The sequence below is a fragment of the Bdellovibrio sp. MYbb2 genome (genome assembly GCF_056175685.1).
Genome location: NZ_JBJKJI010000006.1, coordinates 11982 through 33457 on the forward strand (window position 1 = coordinate 11982; position 21476 = coordinate 33457).

19 protein-coding genes are annotated in these 21476 nt (G+C 50.6%); 10 read left to right on the forward strand and 9 right to left on the reverse strand.

Annotated elements, in window-relative coordinates; all coding sequences use genetic code 11:
• Positions 1-260: 260 nt before the first annotated feature.
• Positions 261-995, forward strand: a complete 735-nt coding sequence (locus AC04MQ_RS18425) for a TIGR02147 family protein (protein ID WP_475392787.1) — start codon at positions 261-263, stop codon at positions 993-995.
• Positions 992-1435 carry a hypothetical protein gene (locus AC04MQ_RS18430; protein WP_475392788.1) on the forward strand — a complete coding sequence of 148 codons (444 nt, stop codon included), beginning with the start codon at positions 992-994 and terminating at the stop codon, positions 1433-1435. The genes AC04MQ_RS18425 and AC04MQ_RS18430 overlap by 4 nt, the downstream gene beginning before the upstream one ends.
• Before the next feature lie 15 nt (positions 1436-1450).
• Here the strand turns inward: AC04MQ_RS18430 and AC04MQ_RS18435 are convergent, their stop codons facing one another.
• The 3 genes from AC04MQ_RS18435 to rfaE1 form a co-directional block, all read right to left on the reverse strand.
• The gene (locus AC04MQ_RS18435; protein ID WP_475392789.1) at positions 1451-1930 is read right to left on the reverse strand and encodes an FKBP-type peptidyl-prolyl cis-trans isomerase; all 480 of its coding nucleotides are present in this window, start codon (positions 1928-1930) and stop codon (positions 1451-1453) included.
• Positions 1931-2138: 208 nt separating this feature from the next.
• Positions 2139-2516, reverse strand: a complete 378-nt coding sequence (locus AC04MQ_RS18440; protein WP_475392790.1) for a DOPA 4,5-dioxygenase family protein — start codon at positions 2514-2516, stop codon at positions 2139-2141.
• Between the two features lie 55 nt (positions 2517-2571).
• Positions 2572-3600 carry a D-glycero-beta-D-manno-heptose-7-phosphate kinase gene (gene rfaE1, locus AC04MQ_RS18445; protein ID WP_475392791.1) on the reverse strand — a complete coding sequence of 343 codons (1029 nt, stop codon included), beginning with the start codon at positions 3598-3600 and terminating at the stop codon, positions 2572-2574.
• A gap of 116 nt (positions 3601-3716) precedes the next feature.
• On the opposite strand from rfaE1, the gene AC04MQ_RS18450 reads away from it, so the two are divergent.
• Complete coding sequence (locus tag AC04MQ_RS18450; RefSeq protein ID WP_475392792.1) at positions 3717-4628, forward strand: alpha-ketoglutarate-dependent dioxygenase AlkB; 912 nt, start codon at positions 3717-3719, stop codon at positions 4626-4628.
• Here AC04MQ_RS18450 and AC04MQ_RS18455 read toward each other — a convergent pair whose 3' ends face one another.
• Positions 4629-6257, reverse strand: coding sequence for a hypothetical protein (locus AC04MQ_RS18455; RefSeq protein ID WP_475392793.1), 1629 nt, complete (start codon positions 6255-6257; stop codon positions 4629-4631).
• 188 nt (positions 6258-6445) lie between these two features.
• On the opposite strand from AC04MQ_RS18455, the gene AC04MQ_RS18460 reads away from it, so the two are divergent.
• From AC04MQ_RS18460 to AC04MQ_RS18485, 6 genes are all read left to right on the forward strand, one after another.
• Complete coding sequence (locus AC04MQ_RS18460; protein WP_015089866.1) at positions 6446-7720, forward strand: Glu/Leu/Phe/Val family dehydrogenase; 1275 nt, start codon at positions 6446-6448, stop codon at positions 7718-7720.
• Positions 7720-8703: a quinone-dependent dihydroorotate dehydrogenase gene (locus tag AC04MQ_RS18465; protein ID WP_015089865.1), complete on the forward strand. Its 984-nt coding sequence runs from the start codon at positions 7720-7722 to the stop codon at positions 8701-8703. The genes AC04MQ_RS18460 and AC04MQ_RS18465 overlap by 1 nt, the downstream gene beginning before the upstream one ends.
• On the forward strand, positions 8690-9151 hold the full coding sequence (gene mutT / locus AC04MQ_RS18470) for an 8-oxo-dGTP diphosphatase MutT (protein ID WP_011163275.1): 462 nt from the start codon (positions 8690-8692) through the stop codon (positions 9149-9151). The genes AC04MQ_RS18465 and mutT overlap by 14 nt, the downstream gene beginning before the upstream one ends.
• Positions 9139-10248 carry a hypothetical protein gene (locus AC04MQ_RS18475; RefSeq protein ID WP_475392794.1) on the forward strand — a complete coding sequence of 370 codons (1110 nt, stop codon included), beginning with the start codon at positions 9139-9141 and terminating at the stop codon, positions 10246-10248. The genes mutT and AC04MQ_RS18475 overlap by 13 nt, the downstream gene beginning before the upstream one ends.
• A gap of 4 nt (positions 10249-10252) precedes the next feature.
• Positions 10253-11512: a glycosyltransferase family 4 protein gene (locus AC04MQ_RS18480; protein ID WP_475392795.1), complete on the forward strand. Its 1260-nt coding sequence runs from the start codon at positions 10253-10255 to the stop codon at positions 11510-11512.
• Positions 11513-11593: 81 nt separating this feature from the next.
• Positions 11594-11887 (forward strand): HU family DNA-binding protein, encoded by a 294-nt coding sequence (locus AC04MQ_RS18485; RefSeq protein WP_011163272.1) that lies wholly within the window; start codon positions 11594-11596, stop codon positions 11885-11887.
• A gap of 85 nt (positions 11888-11972) precedes the next feature.
• On the opposite strand, the gene AC04MQ_RS18490 is transcribed toward AC04MQ_RS18485, so the two are convergent.
• From AC04MQ_RS18490 to AC04MQ_RS18510, 5 genes are all read right to left on the reverse strand, one after another.
• Entirely contained in the window at positions 11973-12257 is a 285-nt protein-coding gene (locus AC04MQ_RS18490; RefSeq protein ID WP_011163271.1) for a hypothetical protein, read from the reverse strand.
• 92 nt (positions 12258-12349) lie between these two features.
• A complete protein-coding gene (locus AC04MQ_RS18495) occupies positions 12350-14302 on the reverse strand; it encodes an ABC transporter permease (protein ID WP_475392796.1) in 1953 nt (650 codons plus the stop codon).
• A complete protein-coding gene (locus AC04MQ_RS18500) occupies positions 14299-15264 on the reverse strand; it encodes an efflux RND transporter periplasmic adaptor subunit (protein ID WP_475392797.1) in 966 nt (321 codons plus the stop codon). The genes AC04MQ_RS18495 and AC04MQ_RS18500 overlap by 4 nt, the downstream gene beginning before the upstream one ends.
• A complete protein-coding gene (locus tag AC04MQ_RS18505; RefSeq protein WP_475392798.1) occupies positions 15261-16508 on the reverse strand; it encodes a TolC family protein in 1248 nt (415 codons plus the stop codon). The genes AC04MQ_RS18500 and AC04MQ_RS18505 overlap by 4 nt, the downstream gene beginning before the upstream one ends.
• Positions 16509-16655: 147 nt before the next feature.
• The gene (locus AC04MQ_RS18510) at positions 16656-20426 is read right to left on the reverse strand and encodes a tail fiber domain-containing protein (protein WP_475392799.1); all 3771 of its coding nucleotides are present in this window, start codon (positions 20424-20426) and stop codon (positions 16656-16658) included.
• Between the two features lie 234 nt (positions 20427-20660).
• On the opposite strand from AC04MQ_RS18510, the gene AC04MQ_RS18515 reads away from it, so the two are divergent.
• Positions 20661-21476: a S1 family peptidase gene (locus AC04MQ_RS18515; protein ID WP_015089858.1), complete on the forward strand. Its 816-nt coding sequence runs from the start codon at positions 20661-20663 to the stop codon at positions 21474-21476.

The window sequence follows — 21476 nt, forward strand, 5'->3', positions numbered from 1 at the left end:
CCGTCGTTAAACGTGCTGCTATTTCAATCTAAAGAAATGTTCGGATTTTTCTCAGTGTTGCTCTATCCAGTCGCCACGTAATGTTGTGGAAATGCTTTTTAGAAGACTTGAAATCGCACACAAAAGGCCTTCGTCCAGCCAGCAAAGCCCCACCCAGAGCGCATCGCAACGCAACATGTGGCTCGCGTTAAAGCCACATTTCCACGGCTCGATTCACTTTTTTGTTTAAATGCAAAGCAGACTCATGAATTAATTGTTCCATGAGCGTACAGAAATTCATGCAAAACCAACTGAAGAAGCGTCAGGAAAAGAACCCGAAATTTTCCCTGAGATCTTTTGCCCGCCTGCTGAAGACGGACCCAAGTTCTTTATCCAAAGTTCTGAACGGGCTGCGTGTGCCCGCGGACGAAACCGTCGCAAAATGGGTGGAGTGCATGAAGCTGGCTCCGGAAGAAGCCATGGCCCTGCGAAGCTCGGTCAGCGAAACAAATTCTTTCAATCCCATGAATCCGGAATTCTTTGAATCCACTTACAGTTGGGCTCACCCGATTCTGCTGGAGGCACTGAAGCTTCCCAAGGCCACTGAAAAACTTCCTCTGCTGGCAAGCCTTTTTGAAATGTCCCTGCCGGAACTGGAACAGACGATCGGCTATCTGCACAGCCATCAGATTCTGCAAAAGAATTCCGAGGACGCAGGCTACACGCCTTCCAACCTGACAACAGTGCAAATTCCTTACACCACCGAACTGCGCCGCAATCTGCAGAAAAAGTATTTGGAAATGGCTAAGACAGCGATTGAAGAAGTTCCAATGGAAAAACGCGACAACAGCACTTTGACGGTGGCAATTCACACCGATGACATTCCCGCGATGAAAGAGATCATTCGTGAAGCGCGCCTTAAAATTCACCGTCTGGCAGAGAAAAGAAAAAATCAGCTGAACGCAGTTTATAACTTCAGCAGCGCCCTGTATCCGATCAAAGAGGAGACCGTATGAAGTTCGCCTTCACTCTATTGGTAGCTTTCATGTCTTTGGGATTTTCCACCCACGCATCACCTTTGCAGGATGGCCAGGAAACAAATGGCGGTGATCCTTATGCTGCGGAATTTTTATTTGTTGTGGATTCGACGCTGAAACAACTGCCGCAAAGATTGCCGTTGGAAAATGAAGCGGCCATCCAGCGCGAAGTTCTGGAAAATGCCCGCAATGAGGTTTTAGTTGCCTCGATGGAAGTTCTGACTCTGGATGGAAGGGAAGTGGCCGCCGTCAACCAACCCCTGACGATCCCGCCCAGAATCGTCGTTTCCAGATCCGCATGGAAATCTTTGGATATAAAACAAAAAAGACTGCTGGTACTGCACGAACTACTGCCGATTGCCGGCATCTATGATGATCACTACAAAAACTCTTTAAGACTGTGGCAACTGCTGCCTTAAGGCCTTACTCACCGGTCAATGCAGACGGTCCCCGGTGTCTTCTTCCGGCAGCGAGTCCTGAACCTCTTCAGGGGTCGCTTCACGGACTTCCAGAGCTTCAATTTCGAAAATCAGATCCTGTCCCGCCAAAGGATGATTGGCATCCAGAGTGATGCGGTCCTGAGAAAGCTCCGTCACCCGGAACTTTTCCGCTTTCTTGCCTTCACGGGCAAACAGAATGCTTTCACCGACTTTCAATTTCGGACTGCCCACCAAAGATTCCCGGGCCACTTCCAAAACTTTCGTGGTGTCGTAGTACCCGTAAGCATCGGCCGCGCTTAATTCAATCTGGCGCTTTTCACCTTTGCGAAGATTTTTAAGCCCGTCAGAAAGGCCCGGCAATGCATGCTCCGGCCCCGGAGCCGCCGTCATCACGTCACGGTTGTACGTTGAGCTGATAACCTGCCCCAGTTTGTTTTTAAGAACACAGTGAAACGATATAATCTGAACGTTCATAGCATGTCCTTTTGTTGGCGAAACATTGTTGGGACGCGAGTACATATGGTTCAGTATCGGTAGTTACAGGAAACGAATATCGAGTATCAGCGTGCAGAATCGAATATCATTTTGAGACGAGCAGCCAAAGATTTCCGTGCTGCCTGAACCCCAGTATAACATCCCAAGGCCCCGGCACCAGTCCGAAAATCACAAAAAAATCAGAAGATCACTTAAATCTATCGTATTTGAGCTCAACAGCAGGACCCAGCCACATGGCAGCCTGGGTGTGGTCATAAAGGTCATCCCCGGTTAATTCATGGACCAGGACCGACAGGTCCCCGCGCTCATGCATAAGCCACAGAACCACTTCAGTAAAATGTTCTTTGGGGAAATTGATTTCAAACATAGGGACCGGATGCGGCCCAATGGCTTCAGGAATCATCTCGCCGACGAAGACTTTCTTGCCTTCAAACATGCGAATAGCCTCATCGCGAAGATGCTCCGCTTTACTGAGGCTGGCACTTTCAAAATAAATATGCGCATCGAATTCACGAGGAAAACCCACCGGCAAAAGCTTGCTGTTCACGGTGTAAGTCTTTTGCATTGTCGGTGTCCTCTCTGCCAAAAGGTACCAGGTACCTTTTGCATAAACGGTGCGTCTAGTGCGCGGTTTGGATGTATTCTTTCAGTTCCGGGATTTCACAAGGCACACAGCCCACTTTACCCACCACCACGCCAGCCGCATAGTTCGCGAGCATGCAGGAATGAACCAAAGACAGACCCGAGACCAGCCCCAAAGAAAGGGCTGCGATCACCGTGTCACCGGCACCCGTCACGTCAAAGACCTTGCGGGCATAGGTTGGAACTTCAGTGATTTCATCGCCAGAAACAATGGTCATGCCGTCTTTACCACGAGTCAGAACCACGTCTTTAGCGCCGGTCAGTTTCTGCAAAGCACGAGCGACATCAACAACCTTGTTCGGATTGTCACGCAGATCATCAAAGTCCATTCCGGTCAGCACCACAGCTTCATCATAGTTTGGCTTGATCAGATCCACGCCCTGATAGAACGAACCCTGATTGTTGCGATGTGGATCAACCATCAGTTTTTTACCGTGCTTTTTGCAGATGGCGGAAACCTTTTCAACCACGTTGCGAGAAATCACACCCTTGGCGTAATCCTCGATCACCACACAGTCGGCTTTTGCCACATTCTTTTCAACAGTCTCAATCAGGCGGGCTTCTGCTTCGGCAGAAAGATATTTGCGCAGTTCATAGTCCACACGCACCAGGTGATGGTGTTTTGCCATCACGCGGGTTTTGCGTGTGGTCGGACGGGCTTTATCAACGATCATGTAATCCCAGCTGACGCCGCTTTTTGTGAACAGTTCACGCAAAAGATTCGCGCCAGTATCATCACCCACAACAGAAACCAGCATAGCTTCCCCGCCAAGGCTAGCCACGTTTTGAGCCACGTTGGCAGCAAGCCCCAGGCGCATGTCTTCTTCTTCCACTTCCAGAACCGGAACTGGAGCTTCGGGGCTGATACGACGGACTTGGCCCATGACATATTCGTCCAGACCCACATCGCCGATAATGAGGATTTTTTTGCCTTTAAGGAAAGGGATCTGATTTAGAAGAAGTTCTTTTTCCTGAGGACCCACGGAGGCCTTTACGGGTGTTGTCATTTTTTCATTCTCCCGGAGCAATTGAGCTTTCCTTGTAGCCCAAAAAGGCCCGGCCTGTCACCCCCAAAACCCCGCACTTGGCGGCCCCGGGGGCCTCGTGATAGAACCCATGACCTATGTTTAAACCCAAAGGCAGATTCCCATCCAAACCAGCCCCGCGTTCCGCGAATGCAGGCCCGAAAAAAGGCGGCAATGACGGCGGCGAAAAGTCCCTGCCCTATGGATTGATCTATAAGCAGAATTACATCTCGGCGCGGGAAAAAGCCGAGATCATGGCCTACCTGAAAACGCTCTATCCGATCTGGGAAATGCGTTATTCCAAAAACAACCCGCCACCAGAAAATCAGAAACAACGCCCGCTTCTGCGCCCGGTGTACTGGCTGGGTAACTGGCAGTTTGCCTGCCTGAACTATTATCATCCGCCCAAAGGCATCTACAACCGCTGTGTCACCGCCGAAGGCTATCCACCAATTCTGGAATACGTGATCCAAAAGATCGAAGCTCTGGTGCATGACACCTACGCCCCCAGAGATATCCCGCGCGGCTGGCATTTGAACACCTGCCTGATCAATTATTACGGCGACCAGATCGGCGAAGACGGCAAAAAGAACGATTGCGCCCGCGTGGGCGAACACAAGGATTTTGAACCAGGTCCGGTGGCATCCATTTCTTTCGGGGAACGCGCTTTTTTCCAGTTTGTTTCAAGCCAGGGCACCGAATCCAAATCCAATGCCGTTTTTCAACAGTGGCTGGAAGACTGTTCGCTGCAGATTTTTGGCGGGGATAAATTCAAGAAACATCTTTTCCACCGCGTTCAGCGCGTGGACCGCAAGTCCAGGGATTCATTCCCGTTGAACGAGATTTCAAATTTTGAAACCCGCCGGATCAACTTCACCTTCCGCTATGTGCCGGACGAGCACATCACTCCGTTCCACCGCCTGTCGGCTGAGGCAAAAGAGGATGTGCAGGGCTATATGGAAAAGCTCGCCGAACATTCGGATTACTTCAAAGAAGAGCTGTCGAAATAATTAAAGCGCCACCGGCCACGAGGCCACAAGCAGGGGCTTGCCCTTGCTTTGATCGATGCGCACTTTCAGGTTCTGATTCAACCAGCGCACGATCATCTCTTGTTCAGATCCGGTCATGTCCTTGTTGAAGAAACGGAAATCAAACTGCGACAACGGCAGACTCAAGTTCATGGATTTGGTTTTGCCCTTGGCATTTTCCACCTCCAAACTGACAGTCACAAAGCCCTGTTTTTTACCCGGCTCTTCCACTTCAAACTTCACGCTGGAGCCGGAATCAAAGAACCCCGTCCATTCCTCGTCAGAAAGATCCATTTCCAGTTTCTGTTCTGTCATTTTGAAGTTCGGGGAATGCGACAAAACATAGGACTGGAACAGCGACGTCAAAGCACTCCAGTCATAAGGAACAGGCAGCGTGCAGTGCACCCCTTGAGGCAGCTCCACCACGCGGATGTTTTTACTGTCAACTTTCAATTCCTTGTTCAAAAGCATCTGGGCATTCACATCATAAGGAACGGCCGGATCCTGCTCGGTGGCGTAAATCATCACCGGCTCTTCCACTTGTTTGTAGTAGCGCCAGAAATCATTCAGCTCCCAGAAATGAATGCTGTCTTCCTGACCCGGTGGCAGTTTAACCGCATTCACATAAGAAAGCCCGCCGTGATAAGTGCGCGCGATCTCGGAAATGGCTTTGCTCAGGAAAGAAAAATTGTCGTAGGTGACCAGTGACGGGATTTTCTGTTCAAGGCCCTTCAGGCGCTGACGGCTCCACAAATCCACAAAGGCGGACTTCACTCCACTGTGAGTCAGGGATTCCATCGTCGAGCGCAGATTCACCACCGGGCACAGGGCTGTGAAACTGTTAATCAGCGGGCCACGCTTCGGTGAATTGTATTTGTTAAGCAGCGAGGAATAAAGCACACCGTGACCGCCCAGGCTGACGCCGAACACGTGCACGCTGTCCACCATCTGCGACAGGGGTTCGATTGGATCCTGCAGCAGGCGCGCAATCAGGATATTCTGAATGCCTTCATCGTAACCCCCGAATGAGAATCGGCTGTTATTGGCAACAAAGTCCGGGCTCGACATGTTTTCAAGCATCAATACATTGAAGGGTGATTGTTCAAACAGCATCATCAACCAGGCACGCTCTGGCTTGAAGTCTTCAACATTCGAAAAAATCCCCAGCCGCACAATCACCAGCGGGCGGCGTTTCATATCGCCTTTCAGCCCCAGCAGACCTTTTAGCTTTACGTTGCCCGGCAGATTCACCACCACCCGGCGCAGAAAAGGATGTCCTTGCGGATCATACTTCATCGTCATCATCCGGCGCAGATTGATCAGCGAACTGTTGTCTCCGGTTTCAAGTTCAGAGCGGCAGTCTTGAAAATACTTCTGTACCAGGCCCCCTTGCAACTGGGCTGACTTTTGAACCCGCGAATCCTGCATGCGTGCGGCCCAAACTTCAGGCGCACAGCTTGACGACATCAGCTTGGGTTCACCGGTGGGAATCCAACTGATGACATTCGTCATGATAAAATTCAGAGGTTCCGGATAACGCCCCGGGCTGTCACCCAGTAGCGGAGAATCCTCTGCCGGGAAGCTGATACGGGAGCTTTGGAACTGCTCCATGAAAGCTCTTTGCGGGCTTTGGGCATAAAGTTGGGGACTGAAAAATAGGACGCTAAATAGGCTAAACCACGACTGAAGCATAGGCTCATTGTGGTCAAAAAGAACCACTGAGTCATCACCTTTTTCCGGAGTGACTTTGAGTATTTACTTCACTAACATTTCACCGTGTACTTAAGGAGACACATATCATGGAACACAAGATAGAGCCTCTCTATGACGGGCCTCTTTTCAGAAACGCCATTCAAACTCTTGATGAAGCTGCCAAAATTATCAACTGCGATCCCAACATCCTTGAGCGTCTAAAAAGACCTCGTCGTTGCATCACAGTTTCTGTTCCGGTTCGTATGGACGACCACAGTGTGAAAGTATTCACGGGCTACCGTGTTCAGTACTCTCCAACTTTGGGCCCTTACAAAGGCGGCATCCGTTATCACCAAAACGTGGACCTTTCCGAAGTTGTCGGCCTTGCGGCTTTGATGACCTTCAAAAACTCTGTTTTGGGTCTTCCTTTGGGCGGCGCAAAAGGCGGTATCACTGTTGATCCGACCAAACTTTCCCGCACTGAAAAACAAAACCTGACTCGTCGTTATGCTTCTGAAATCGGTCCATTCGTTGGCCCGACAAAAGACATTCCAGCTCCGGATGTGGGCACAGATCCACAGACGATGGCTTGGTTCATGGACACTTACTCTCAGGAACAAGGTGGCTTCGCTCAACCGGGCGTGGTGACTGGCAAGCCGGTGGAAATCGGTGGTTCTTTGGGTCGTAACCATGCTACCGGTTTGGGTGTTGTTTATGTTGCAGAAAAAGCTTTCGAAGTTTGCAACATGAGCATGAAAGGCGCTTCTATCGCGATCCAGGGCTTCGGTAACGTGGGCTCCTTCGCGGCGAAATTCGCTCATGAGCGCGGTGCTCGCATCGTGGCTGTCAGCGATGTTTCCGGTGGTATCTTCAACGGCGACGGTCTGGATATCAACGAAGTGAACGAATACGTGAAAGCGCACAAGTTCCTGAAGGGCTATCCAAAAGCTCAGCCGATCAGCAATGAAGAGCTGCTTGAAGTAAAATGTGATGCTTTGTTCCCGTGCGCTCTGGAAAACCAGATCGACACGCACAATGCGGAAAAAATCCAGGCGAAAATCATCGTGGAAGGTGCCAACGGTCCTATCACGAATGCCGGGACTAAAATCCTTCATAAACGCGGTGTCTTCATCGCTCCGGATGTTATCGCCAATGGCGGTGGCGTGATCGTTTCCTACTTCGAGTGGGTTCAAGACACCATGTCTTACTTCTGGGACGAAGAAGAAGTGAATGGTCGTCTGAAAGGCATCATCACCAAAGCCTTCGACAAAGGTTATTCTTTGGCGAAAGAAAAGAACATTGATATGAGATCTGCTGCGATGGCGGTTTCTGTTCAACGTCTTGAGCGCGCGATGCTGCTCAGAGGCTTGTACCCTCGCTAATGCGTCCTTGGTTGCTTTTACCACCCCAGTGGGCTCACGATCTGAGCTCTCTGGGGCTTCCATTCTACTCTCTGATTCACGGACGAAAAACTCCGCACTGGAACAGCTTTACCTGGCGTGATCTGCACTTCGCCAATCCCATGGGTATTGCCGGCGGTGTTGATAAAAATGCGGAACATCTGAAAGAATGGTGGGCGTTGGGCTGCGGCTTTGTTGAAGTTGGCACCATCACTCCCCGCGCACAAACTCCGAATCCTGGAAAAATCATGGACCGTGACCTGGAACTTCAGGCCATGTGGAACAAGATGGGTTTTCCTTCTGATGGCGGCGATGAAGTCTTTCACAACCTGACGTCCTATGCGCCGAACTACCGCACCCCGATTTTTGTAAACATCGGAAAGAACCGTCACACTCCGAATATTGATGCCGTGGCGGACTATCTGACTTTGGTGGACCAGTTCCGCCCGTTTGCAGATGCCTTTGTTGTGAATATCTCAAGCCCCAATACAGCGGGTCTGCGAGATCTTCAGAAAAAAGAGAATCTGCGCGCCCTGATTGGTCCTATCGTGGACCGCGTTTCTCACTTCGAGCCCACACCGGTCCTGGTGAAACTTTCCCCGGACATGGGGGAAGAAGGCCTGGCTGAAGCCGTGTCCAACTGCCAGGAATTGGGCGTGGACGGTTTTGTTTTGACGAACACCACATTGTCCCGCCCCACCGGATGCCATTTCCCAGCTGAAGGAGGCCTTTCCGGGGCTCCTTTAAAACAACTTTCGCAGCGCGCCCTTCAAGTTGCTGTTCAAACTTTGGGCAAAAAACGCGAAGGCCTGCTTTTAGTCAGTGTTGGGGGCATTATGAGCCCAGAAGATGTCTTTGAAAGATTGCAAATGGGCGCCGATCTTGTTCAAATTTATTCTGCACTTGTGTTTCATGGACCCGGTTTCTTCCATGACGTTGCTAGAAGGTATAATGACGGACGATAGCGCAGTTGAATCAAAGCAAAAAAAATCTAAAATCCGCAAGGGCCATTGGATCCCGGTGGTGGCTGGATTTCTGCGTAAAGACGGCAAGATCCTGGTGGGCCAGCGTCCCGAAAACAACTCTTTGGCCGGCCAATGGGAATTCCCGGGCGGCAAGATTGAAAATGGCGAAACCCCTGAAGAAGCTTTGGCCCGCGAACTGAATGAAGAGCTCGGTATTGAGGCTGAAGTCGGTGAATTGAAGCTGGCCTGCACCCATTCCTACGGAGATGTAGGGATTCTCATATTGTTTTATGAAATCCTGTATTGGAAGGGCGAGCCTCGGGCCAAGCATCACATGATGCTGGAATGGATCCATCCGGAAGAGCTAAAACACCGCAATATCCCCGAAGCCAACCGCAAAATCCTTCACAAGATCTATAAAGCGTTGGGACTGGAATGGCGAAAATAATCCTGGTTAGCAAACATGTGAACGCGACTTCGTGGCAGCTGGCGCAGGCTTTAAAAGCCCAGCAGCACGAGGTGGTTCTGCTGACCAGTTATGGCGAAATTCCCCGCGACACCAGCGGCATCGAGTTCATGGGTTATTTCAAAAAATGGAGTTTTCTGGAAGGCGTTCGCATCATCCCGGGTCTTTTCGGCCTGCAGCCGCAGATTCTGCATGTGCTTTTGGACGATGACAAAATGAATGCCGCGCAAATGGTGCTTTCCACCTTTGCAAAATCCCACCCCACTTGTGTTCTGACGACCTCTTTACTGAATATCAAAAATGGCCTGTCCCGCCGAAACCCGGTTCGCTATCTGGTTGAGGAAAGTGACATCATCACCTGCCCGACAGTCGAAACACTGGGACAGCTTCGTGGTTTGGATGTTCGATCCAACCGCCAGGGCCGTGGTATCTTGCCGCCGGTTCTGGATTTGAAAACAGAACAAAATGAAGACGCCATCGACAGCAGCGAACTGCCGCTGATCGCGAACTTGAAAAAGTCCTCTTACGTGGTTCTGCCTTTCAATGAAACCAGATTCAATCCGGACTCTGATTACTTCATCCGCCTGCGAGCAGTGGCACAAAAATACAAAGTGGCCTTGTGGGGAACCTACGCCCACTGGACTCTGCGTGATCGTAAAAAATTCGCCGCCTGGATGACTGAATTCCAGTGTGCGGACCGCTGGGTTCTGACTGGACCTCTGTCTGCCCCGGTGACTCAGCAACTTCTTAGTGGCAGCACGGCTTTGATGCTGGCGGGACAGAATTTCACACCGGTTGAAATGACTGAATATTATCTGCGTGCGATTCAATCCCACGCAGTGCTGATTCTGGACACGCGCCAGACCAGTGTTCATTCCGATCTTTGGAAAAACACCGTCAACTGCTGGGTGCTGAATCATTCTCAACTGCAAAAGGATCTGATCAAACTGCTGGCCAAAAGCCATCTGCGTCTGCCGGAATCCCTGTCTGAAAAACTGGCCGAAGACCGCCATCTGATCGACTCCTCGATGAATGAACTCAATCGTCTGTACAACAAGGCCTTGAATCATCTAAGATAGTTTCATGGCTAAAAAGTCCCGACTGCCGGAAACACTCAATATCTGTCTGACGTCCCAACGTTTTCCGATTCTCAGTCGTGCCACCGATCATGGTTTCTTGTGGCCTATCGCCCGTGGTCTGGCCCGCGAGGGACACAAAGTCACAGTTCTTGCCGCCAGTTCCGCACTGAAAAAACCGGAAGTCACCCGTGATGGCGTGAAAGTGTTTTATCTTCACGAGGGCGCAAAAAATCTTTCTCATTTAAGTTTTCAAATGGCAGTTCGTCAGAAGTTTGCGCAACTGCACAAGGAAGATCCATTTCATATCGTTCACAGCATTGATAAATCCGGCTATCGCATTGCCACCCGCAAAGATGATTTCAAAGTGGCGGTGGCTTACGATGTTGAAGCGACTCAGATGTCCCAGCTTTTTGCCATTTTGGCGATGAAACAAGACACTTTGGGAAGCATGCTGACCACGGCGGTCGCAACGGCTTATAAATTTCTGACCACTTACTATGGTGGTGACCGTCAGTTGCTTTCCACTGCCGACGGCATCTTTGTCACCAATCCCCAACAGCGCATTATTCTGGAAAGATATTATCTTTATCCGGACTATCACACCTACACCGTGCCTTATGGGATTGAACTTGGAGATCTGACACCGAAGGAAAAGTCCCTGGAATTGCGTAAGAAACTGGGAATTCCTGAAAATGCCCACGTCGCCGTTTCGATCACCGACATGACCGACGTGCAGGAAGTGATTCCTTTGTTGCGGGCTTTTGAAAAAGTCGCCATCAAAAAACCAGGCAGTTATCTGTTGTTGGTCGGCAATGGCCCGAAATACAAAGACATTGAATTCCAGGTTTTGAACCTGGCTTTGGGCAACCGGGTGATTCTGACCGGAGCGATTCCGGCCGGAGAACTGGAAGATTATATCGTTTTGGGCGATGCCTTTGTGAATATGGGCTCCAGAACCACGGGTTTTGAGCCCTCCACCCTGGAAGCAATGGCTCAAAAAAAGGTAGTTTTGGGTTCAGAAGTGTCCCCAATCGCCAATATTATCGAGGATGGACGGGACGGATTCCTGCTTCGCCCGGCGGATGTGGACTCCATGTCGAACCTATTGGTCGAGATCTTTTCGGGCACCATGCCGGCCGATGAAATCGGCGATCGGGCCCGTCAGAAGGTCGTTGACCTGTTCGATACGGCCAAAATGGTCCAGTCAGTGCTTGATGCTTACCGTAAAATCCTGCTCAACACGGGTCTGTATAAGAAGCATTGAGTTAAATCATTGAAAAGTGGTAGTCAGCCCCCTTCTCTTCTGTATAATCGAGAGTGTTATCAATACTTTAAGTAGGTCAGAATGACAAAAGCAGATTTGATAAATTTGATTTCTGAAAAAGCGGGCATCACCCGTGTAAAAGCAGAAACTGTAGTAAACACTATTTTCGATTCTATGGTGGAAGCTTTGATGCGCGATGACCGTATTGAAATCCGTGGTTTCGGTTCATTTGTGAACCGTCAGTACGGTGCCTACAAAGGTCGTAATCCACGCACTGGTGAAATCATCAACGTCGATGAAAAGAAACTTCCGTTCTTCAAAGTTGGTAAAGAACTGAAAGAAGACATCAACGGCGGCCCGGAAGAAAAGGGCTAAATCGAAAAGACCTTTCGGGGTCTTTAAGAATGAAAAAAGGGGCTGAAAAGCCCCTTTTTTATTTTCAAAATGTGCAACGGAACTACTATTTGCAACGCAGATTTTTTACGTCGTAGAAGTGTTCAGTCTTTTTGAAAGTGGTCACGCAAGTATAAACCGCGCGAGTGTAGTAAACGCGAACAGTTGTTTGAACTGCCAGATCTTCACCTTCAACAGTCACGAATTTGTAGTCATCAATCTGAACTTGAGAATCATCGAAACCGAAGTTTTCAAGAATGCTATCCGTCGTCATGATATAGATTTCTTTCATTTTTCCAGCAAATGCAGGTGCGGAAACAAACATCAAAGCGGCGATCAATAAAGCCTTCATAGGAACCTCCGGTGGTTTATTTATTGCGGAAGTTCTAGCGGATGAAGGCCTTTAAAGACAGTCAAGATTGCCTTTTCTGTCATTTTTTCCGGTTATTCGTAGCGAAGCGCTTCAATGGGATGCAGTTTTGACGCCTTGCTGGCCGGATAACTGCCGAAAACGATCCCAATCAGGGCAGAAAATCCAAAAGAAAGTATCACGGAGCCCGCAGAAACCACCGTCGACCAACCCAAAACCTTGGAAATCAACAGCGAGAACCCAACCCCCAGAGCAATACCCAAAAGTCCCCCGCACACACTGACCACGATGGATTCGGCCAGGAACTGCAAAAGAATATCCCGGCGGCGCGCACCGATGGCTTTGCGCAAACCGATTTCTTTGGTTCGTTCGGTCACCGACACCAGCATAATGTTCATGATCCCGATACCACCCACCACCAATGAAATTGCCGCGATCGAAGCCAGCAGCATCGACATAGTCTGACTGGTTGAATTCAGCGCCTGCTGAATGTCGGCCATATTGAAAACATTAAATGCATCACCTTGTGACGACACTGGCACGCGATGACGTTTGTTCATCAGCTCCTGCAGTGAATCCTGCACATCAGGAATATCCGCAGCGTCGCGAACTTCGATATCCACTGAATCCACATAGTTTTTCCCGAACAGACGATACATCGCCGTCACCACCGGAACCAGAATCCGGTCATCCTGATCCTGCGGACCCGCAGCACCCTTTTCAGGCAGAACACCGATCACGCGGAAGTTCACTTTGTTGATTTTAATCATCTCGCCAATCGGGGATTTATCTCCGAAAAGCTCGCGCGCCACCGTGGTTCCGATGACTGCCACCAGTGTGCGGCGCTGATTTTCTTCCTCGGAAAAAAAGCGGCCAAAGATCGGAGTGCTCGCGCGCATTTGTTCATACGCCGGAGCCACACCCATGACTTGCGTGTTCCAGTTTTTATTCAGATAAGTGATCTGCCCGCGTCCCGAAGACGACGGCGACACATCTTTAATTCCGCTGATTTGATTCTTAATAGTGCTGACATCATCCAAAGAAATCCGAATGCGCACACCGGATTCCTGCATCACCCCGCCCACACGCACATTGCCTGCGCGCAGAACCAGAAGATTCGAACCCAAAGACGACAGTTGTTTTTCAATGCTTTGACGGGCCCCCGTTCCCAGCGCCAGCATTCCCACAACCGCAGCGACACCAATCAAGATCCCCAGCATGGAAAGCCCAGAACGAACTTTATTTGCCGCCAGCGTCTGGAAGCCCTGATGAAGATGCTCAATCATTTCCCGCACCGGCCATTTTGCCGGTTGTTCCTGACGTTTTTCCAGCGCGGTGGTTGGCGCTGCTGGCAATGCCTGAAGGCGCTCGTCGGACTGAATCACACCATCACGCAGTCGGATCAAACGCTTGGCCTGCTGACCGATTTCTTCTTCGTGGGTCACAACAATAACTGTGATCCCCTGTTCGTTCAGCTTGTGCAGAATCTGCATGATTTCTTTTTCGCTTTTTGAATCCAGATTTCCCGTTGGTTCATCGGCGAAGATAATACGGGGATTGTTAATCAGGGACCGGGCAATCGCGATACGCTGCTGCTGTCCCCCGGACAATTCGTTGGATTTGTGATGAATTCTTTCGGCCAAACCAACCTTGTCCAAAAGCGTGTGAGCCTTGTCATAGCTAAACCCATCCTCGCTGTAAATCAGCGGCAGGGACACGTTTTGCCAGGCTTCCATGCGCGGAAGCAGATTGAACTGCTGAAAGATAAAACCGATTTCCTCTCGCCGAACAATGGCCAGTTCATCTTCACTGAGATCGGCCACTTCACGGCCGTTCAGGTTGTAACTGCCTTCACTGGGAACATCCAACAACCCCAGAATGTGCATCAGGGTTGATTTACCAGAACCTGAAGGCCCCATGATGGCCACGAAATCCCCGCGCTCAATTTTCAGACTGATGCCCTTAAGAACATCCACTTTCGTGTCGCCCATCTGATAGGATTTGCGTATGCCTTTGATATCAATCATTGACGACCCCGGCGCGGACCTGACGGAGGACCAAATGGATTGGAACCTGACGAAGATTTTTCACCCAGCTTGAACTGCGTCACCAGAACCACTTCGCCTTCAACCAAGCCTTCCACCACTTCGGTGTTGCGGCCGTCGGTGATGCCGGTGCGCACTTCGCGCAAGGCCGGCTTGGAGCCTGGCACTTTCACCAGAACTTCCGTGCGCCCCTGACTGACACGCAAAGCTTCGCTTGGCACCAGCAAAATGCCTTTCTTGGATGCGATCGTGAAGGTTACGTTCGCCGTCATCCCACTTCGCATGAAGTCCGGAGTACTATCAGGTATCACATCCACCAAATAAGTGGTGACGTTATTCACCGTAGTCGCATCAAAGGCAATCTGATCCACCGTCGCTGGCAATGGGCTTTGCGGATAGGCATCCAATACGATAGTGGCCTTTTCTTTCAGTTTGATTTGCGCAATGTCGGTTTCATCCACCTGCGCTTTCACGGTCAGACGGTCGGACATCACAAAAATGGCGTCGGTGTTCGTGAAGGTCTGTCCCGGTTCAACATTTTTCAGAATCAAAGTACCGGCAATCGGCGCAATCACCGGGGTCGCCAGATAAAGCTCGGACCATTTCTTGTATTCCTCCGCCCCTTGCGCACGCGCGGCATCCAACATGGCGGCTCGTTCGGTGGAACTCATCCAGGCCAGAATCTGACCTTTGCGGATCTGCTGGCCTTCTTTAGCCAGAATCTGCTCAATACGACCAGCCACCGGGGCTTTGATCTCCAAGCGGTTTTTCGGTTGCACCGTGCCTGTGGAAAGAATCGTCACATCCAGATCACCCGCTGCAACGGAAATCTCGCGGAAGGTAGGTGCGGTGCCATTGTCTTTTTTCCAGAAGTAAATCCCTGCCGCACCGACGACGACAAGACCTGCCAGCACCCAGCTCATTTTTTTGGTTGATGATTTCATGGCAGCACTCCTACACCTTGTGTTTTTTCCCAGTTGGCTTCCGCCACCACACGATCACGACGTTTTAAGGTCTGATCCTTTTGATAAGAAATCAGATCATTTTCAATTTTGTCCCAGTCATCAAAGGTCGTTAGACCGTTGTTGTATTTGCTGCGCCCGATTTCAGCGCGCACACTGCCCGCTTCGACGAAGGCATCACTGACTTTCACCTGCTCCACCGCTTCGGTGAATTCAGCAAACGTCTGGCGAAGCTTCACGATGATTTCCAATTGCGAATTCTTCCAGGTGTTTTCAGCCACCAGCTTTTGCGCAAAGGCACTTTTATTGGTGAAATAGTCCTTACCGCCCGAAAACAGAGACCAGGACAGGGTCGCGCCGACACTCCAGCGATCCTGTTCCGGATACCAGCTATCCCCTGTATTACCCACAGAGCCGCTTAAATCCAAGGAAGGCAAGAACTCAGAACGTGCACTGCTTAACCCGGCTTCGGCACTTTGAATCTGCCCTTGTGCCTGCAGGCGTTCCGGTGTCTGTTCAGCCATTTTTGTAAAAGCCGGAGTCACTGACGACGGAGTGCTTTCAGGCGCCTTCCCCTGAACCTCAAATTCGGCATCAGGCGCAAGGCCCGTTACACGAATCAGCGAACTGCGGGAGGTGTTAAAGAAATTTTCCGCCTTCAGAACATCCAGTTGGGCCTGCTTCAGATAGGCTTTGGAAAGCAGCACCGAGCCCTTGTTTTCACGACCACTTTGAAAGCGCAGTTCCACCATATTCAGATTGTCAGCACGGCGCTTTTGAATGCTTCTGGTCAGCTTCAAGGATTCCTGCGCATAGATCACATTGGCAAATGCGGACTTCAGATCATAGCTGATTTTGGCTTTCACCGTGCGCAGGCTGGCTTCCGCCACTTTCACTTTGCCTTCGTTTTCGGAAACTTTGGCCATATCCCCAAAGCCGTTAAAGACATTCTGGGTGGCATTGAGTGTGGCCGTATAGCCTTCACTTTCCACCTGATTGGTTTCACTTTTCTGATAACCGGCATTGGCTGTGATCTGCGGCAGATAGTTGCTGTAAGAGGCATTCAGATTGTATTTGGCAGAATCCATACTCTGCTCGGCCGCCACAAGTTCCGCATTGTTTTTCTTCACCAGCTCCAGGCAGTCAGCGAACGTATAGACATTGGCCGCCAAAGCCTGCGCGGACGACAGTGTCAGAAGTAAAATTAAAGCGTTTTGTTTTTTCATTCTAAATCTCACCAGCTTTATTGCAACGCTCACTCACGATTGAGTCAACAACCTAAGGATAAGGAAAGACTGATGTGAGATTGTGGAATGCCAGACCCTGAATTTCAGACTTAGGTTCAGGGTCCGAAGTGATCTCGTTTCGATATGTTATTGAGAGCAAAACTCCAAAGACGGGTCTTTGGCGCACAGGGATTTCTTCATCAAACTGATTTCATCCACGCGGGACTTGAGTGCTCTATTTTCTTCCTTAAGAGCACTAATCTCTTTTTCCTGCGCATTCACTTTTGCATTCAGGTTCTGAGAATCCTTGTACCAGATTGAATAGAACTCTTTGATTGCCTGAATGATCGGTGAAACCAGATTTTGATAGGCGACGGATTTGAGTCCTTGAGAATCAGTTTTGACAACCTCAGGGAAGACCTTTTCCACTTCCTGAGCGATCACACCCATATCCCGTTTGTCACCCTTGGATGGATCGATCCAGTTGTAGGTCACGCCGTTGATTTGAAGGATCGAAGTCAAGGCATGGTCAATGCTGGCAATATCGCGTTTCAGTCGTCTGTCTGAACCTTGAGTCAAAGCTCCCGTCAGGGTGGCGCTTCCATCTGTTCTAAGAGTGAACAAGCAAGTCCCCGCGCCAAAACACATGGCGTTGGCACCTAATGGAGCCCCCGTTGACGAGGAATACCATCTCCAGGAATTTCCGCCTGTACCCACGTTCTGATTGGTGATGGTCGTGTACCCATCCCCGGAAGTCACATGAAGATGTGTCGCCGGGACCGTTGTTCCCAGCCCCACAAAACCATTGTGATCCACAGTCATGCGGTTAAGTCCCTGGGTCGTTCCGTTGGCAACTGTGGCAAAATAGATTTTGCTTCCACGTGCGGTCGCCGACCAGTTTTCGGAAGCCGAGACTGTCATCGAATCCGTTGTGCCGGATGAACTCACCCAATTTGTGCCGTCGTATCCCGCAGCCACCAAAGACATCAGTCCCGTACCGCTGGTCACCGCGGTTGGAGAGGCCTTACTGCCTTTAGCTTTGTAAGCAATAAACATGGGAACTTCCGTCGGACCATAGTGACGGGCCGCAAACCTTGCTCCCACATAGGCCCCCTCTGACTCGGCAATCACGCCTGCGCGATGAGGGTGAAGCGAGGCCGTGTCCCGCTGACTGTAAACGTGCAGATCCGCATCCGGAGCTGACGTCCCGATCCCGACATTTCCGTTTGTTCCAAGGAACATATGGAAAGCCCCGCCTGCGCGGAATGACATCTGATCGTTGGTATGCGAATAAGAAATTCCACCAGGATCCCGGCTGTCGGGATCAGAGAAATACAAGGCCGAGGCCGCGGTGTTTGGTGACGTCACCTGCAACACTGTGTTTGAATTCCCGATCACAGCAAGCTTGTCCACACTTACATAAGGCGCAGCGGTCCCACCATCTGTAACCACCAGATCTGCTGTCGGACTGGTTGTACCGATCCCCACATTGCCCGGCTCGGTAATATGGAAATTCGGGGAATAACCCTTATGCCCCAGACTCAACCGTCTTTGTGCTGTATCTGAAGAATTGTAATTGTATTCAATGCTACCAGCCTGATAGTTGCTGTGAGCTTTACCAATAATGATATTGGTCTTGCTGTACGTGTCCCCGATATTCGGAGCCAGCGCAGCAAAAGTGGTCAATCCCGAGATCGTCGAATTTGTATTTTCGAACACCGCTAAAGGGTTTGTCCCGTTGGGAAGGCTACGACTGAGGTGCAACAGCGTGGAAGGCGTTTCAGTTCCCACACCCACGTTCCCCGAGGAAAGAATCGTCATTTTTGCAGTGCCACTGGTTTCAAGCTGCAGGCTTTGGGCATCGTTGGTTCCAAGTACCGCCGCTGCACCAAAGGAATTTCCATTCTGAGAGAATGCATCTGTGATGCCATACCCGCTCACTGTCGTGGGACTGGTCGCTGCTGTCACTCGGCCATAGGTATCCACGGTGACTGACGAATAGGTACCGGCACCCACTCCACTGGTTGGCAAATCAGCCGCCGCAATTGTCCTGAACGACGGCGCACCTGCAGCCCCTGTCGGCGCCGCAAAGAAAGTCCTGGCCGACTGTGATCCAAAGCTCACTTTAGACGAGGCAATAGTTCCTGATATATTGGACTCTGAAATCGAAATCGCCTGACAGCTGAAAGAATCCGTCAGGGACGACCACGTCAATGTCTGCGCGCTGGAACAAGCCGTTCCCGGGAAAATGGTATTTGCCGGAGTCACTGTCGAACGAATATCAGCAAGACTCAGGAAGTTCGGAACGTAACTTGTACCATCATAACGAAGCAACTGTCCCGCCGCTGTGGGGGCCGTCGCAGAAATAGCTTTACCACGAAGTCTGACAACATCCGGATTTGGATAGGTGCCGCCCAGATCGCCACCTGCTGTACCGGCTGGTGCCACACCAGACACAGTCACTTCAGTCACAGAAGTCAGTCGGCCTTGAGCATCAACAACAACTTGAGGAACCTTGGTGGCTGTCCCGTAGGTGCCTGCAGTCACCGTTGTGTTTGCCAGATTCAAAGTCACATTGCCTGTACTGCCGCCGCCACCAAGACCTGTGCCCGCAGTCACACCCGTGATAGTGCCACCCGTACCCGTTGCGCTGATTGTGATCCCGCCAGCTCCATTGCTGATACTGACACCTGAACCCGCCTGAATATTGGCGGCTTGCGGGGCATCCCCGGTTTTACCAATCAGAATCTGTCCATCCGTCAATGCGACGGACTCAACAATTTTCCCCGCTGATGAAACCATCAGGCGGTTGTTGTTCAAGGTCACACCACTGCCCGTTCCGCCTTCGCTGACCGGCAAAACGCCGTTGATGCCTGCGGCTTTGCCGGAAATATTTCCGGCAATCTTCGCTCCGGAAATCGTGCCAGTGATCTGGGATTCCGTAATCGAAATGCTGTAGCAATCAAACTTGTTGGCCGGAGTCACAAACACCAGCGACTGTCCTGCCGTGCAAGAGGTTGGGAACATCGTAGCGTCGATCTTGTTGTTCAAAGACGTCGACAATCCCGAAATATCAGCAGATGTCAGTGTCGCAGGAACCCAAGTATTGGAACCGTTCATCTTTAAAACCTGGCCGGAAGTCGCCAGTGTCGCACTGATATCCTGTCCCCGGATCTTTTCAGCATTCAAAAATCTTGAATCATTCCCCGCTGCCATAGTTCCCGCCGCGGTTCCGACGTTGGCCGAAATCACCGGAATGCTGGCCGTTCCAGCTTTCGTCAGGTAAGGACCCGTCGCATTGATGTCTGAAACCATGCCGGCTCCACCGGCATCGTTTTGACAGACGAAGTCTGCGCCATCAAAGGTCAAATACTGACCACTCAGACAGGTCGAGACGGCGTCTTTCAGAACAAAGTCAGTGGAAAGTTTGTCACCCAGACGAGCCGCTGAATAAGCGAAGTTTGCAAAAGGCACCGAGCGGATGATGTTGTTTGGAGTGATCGCTTTCCAGCCACTTCCGTCATGAAACTGCACACGCAACACTCGCACTTCATCGTGGGACGGAGTGTACTTCGCACTCCCATCGCAATTGTGCTCAATGGCGTTGTTAAAAACATCACGCAGACTGTAACCAGGGTCCGTCGGATACAACTTTGTGCCTTCACCGATGGGAATATCAAAGACCCCTTTGGATCCCTGCATGTTCACGTTGTTTCTTTGTTCACGATAGAACACGCACGTGCCAGTGACGTTGGTCACCTCAAAAGCAAAGCTGACATTGTTGTATTCCAATGCCGTCCCGTCAGTTTTTAAAATGCGTCCCTGATAATTCAAAGTTGTCGGAGTCGCCTGCGCCACCGCCGCCAAAAGAATGAGGAAAAAGCTGAGAATGCCAGTACGTGCCTTAAATGTTCCCATAAATGACTTAACGGCTTGTTTTTACTGAGTCTTTAGCTGGATTTCAGAAGGATAATTCACATGCAATCAGCTCACCCTATATGGGCCTGAAATCCAAGACAGAAGCCCTGTAACAAAATGATACGTTGTAGCCAGAAAAAACAACCAGGCACCTTTCTGGGAAAAATATACAAGTGTTCGGTCTTGTCTCTTAATTCGTGTGATGTCTTGGCAGGACTCGAATATGACAAGAGTATGCTTCGCTTCTCGGTTTGCCTGTTCATTTTTATTTTTAGCCTGACCTCGGTTTCCCCGGCAATTACTGGCGGTACGTTTGCCTCTGCAGGTGAATTCCCGTTCATGGTGAACATCTGGTTCAATGATCCGAAAGAAAACTATGTGTCCCATCACTGCGGTGGCAGCCTGATCGCCCCGCGCTGGGTGCTGACTGCAGCTCATTGTGTGCTCGAAGATGAATCAGAAACCCGTCAGCGAATTGTTGCGCCGGCCAAGCTGGTACTTTACATCGGTGGCATTGCCCAGTCCGGTCAGGACAGTCGTCGTCTTAAAATCCGTTCTATTCAGACTCATCCTGATTTCAACTGGCCGAAATCCGATATCGCATTGATTGAGCTTTCTGAAGCTGTGATGGACATCACGCCGGTTGAACTTAACACCGTGGATTTGGGTGATTCCAATGAACCTGTGATGATCACTGGCTGGGGTCTGACGGACAGTGAAGGCGCAAAAACAAGTGACTGGTTGAAGAAACTGGAAGCCCCTTTGCTGCCACGGTCATTATGTGCCCAGGATGATTTTCCGAAAAAACGTGGCTATGTGCTGGGGCCTGAAACACTTTGTATCAATACCTTTCAGCACCAGCATTCCTCCTGCCCGGGTGACAGCGGTGGTCCTGTGTTCATCCAAAAACCAGGCAAAGCTGTTCAGGTTGGTGTCGTCAGCTGGGGTTCCGCGTGCTCAGGCTTCCGCGCCAAAGGTTCCTCGGTCGGAGGCTACGCGGCCGTTTCCCACGCTCTGCCGTGGATTCAAAAAGTTTTAAGCGGTAAATAG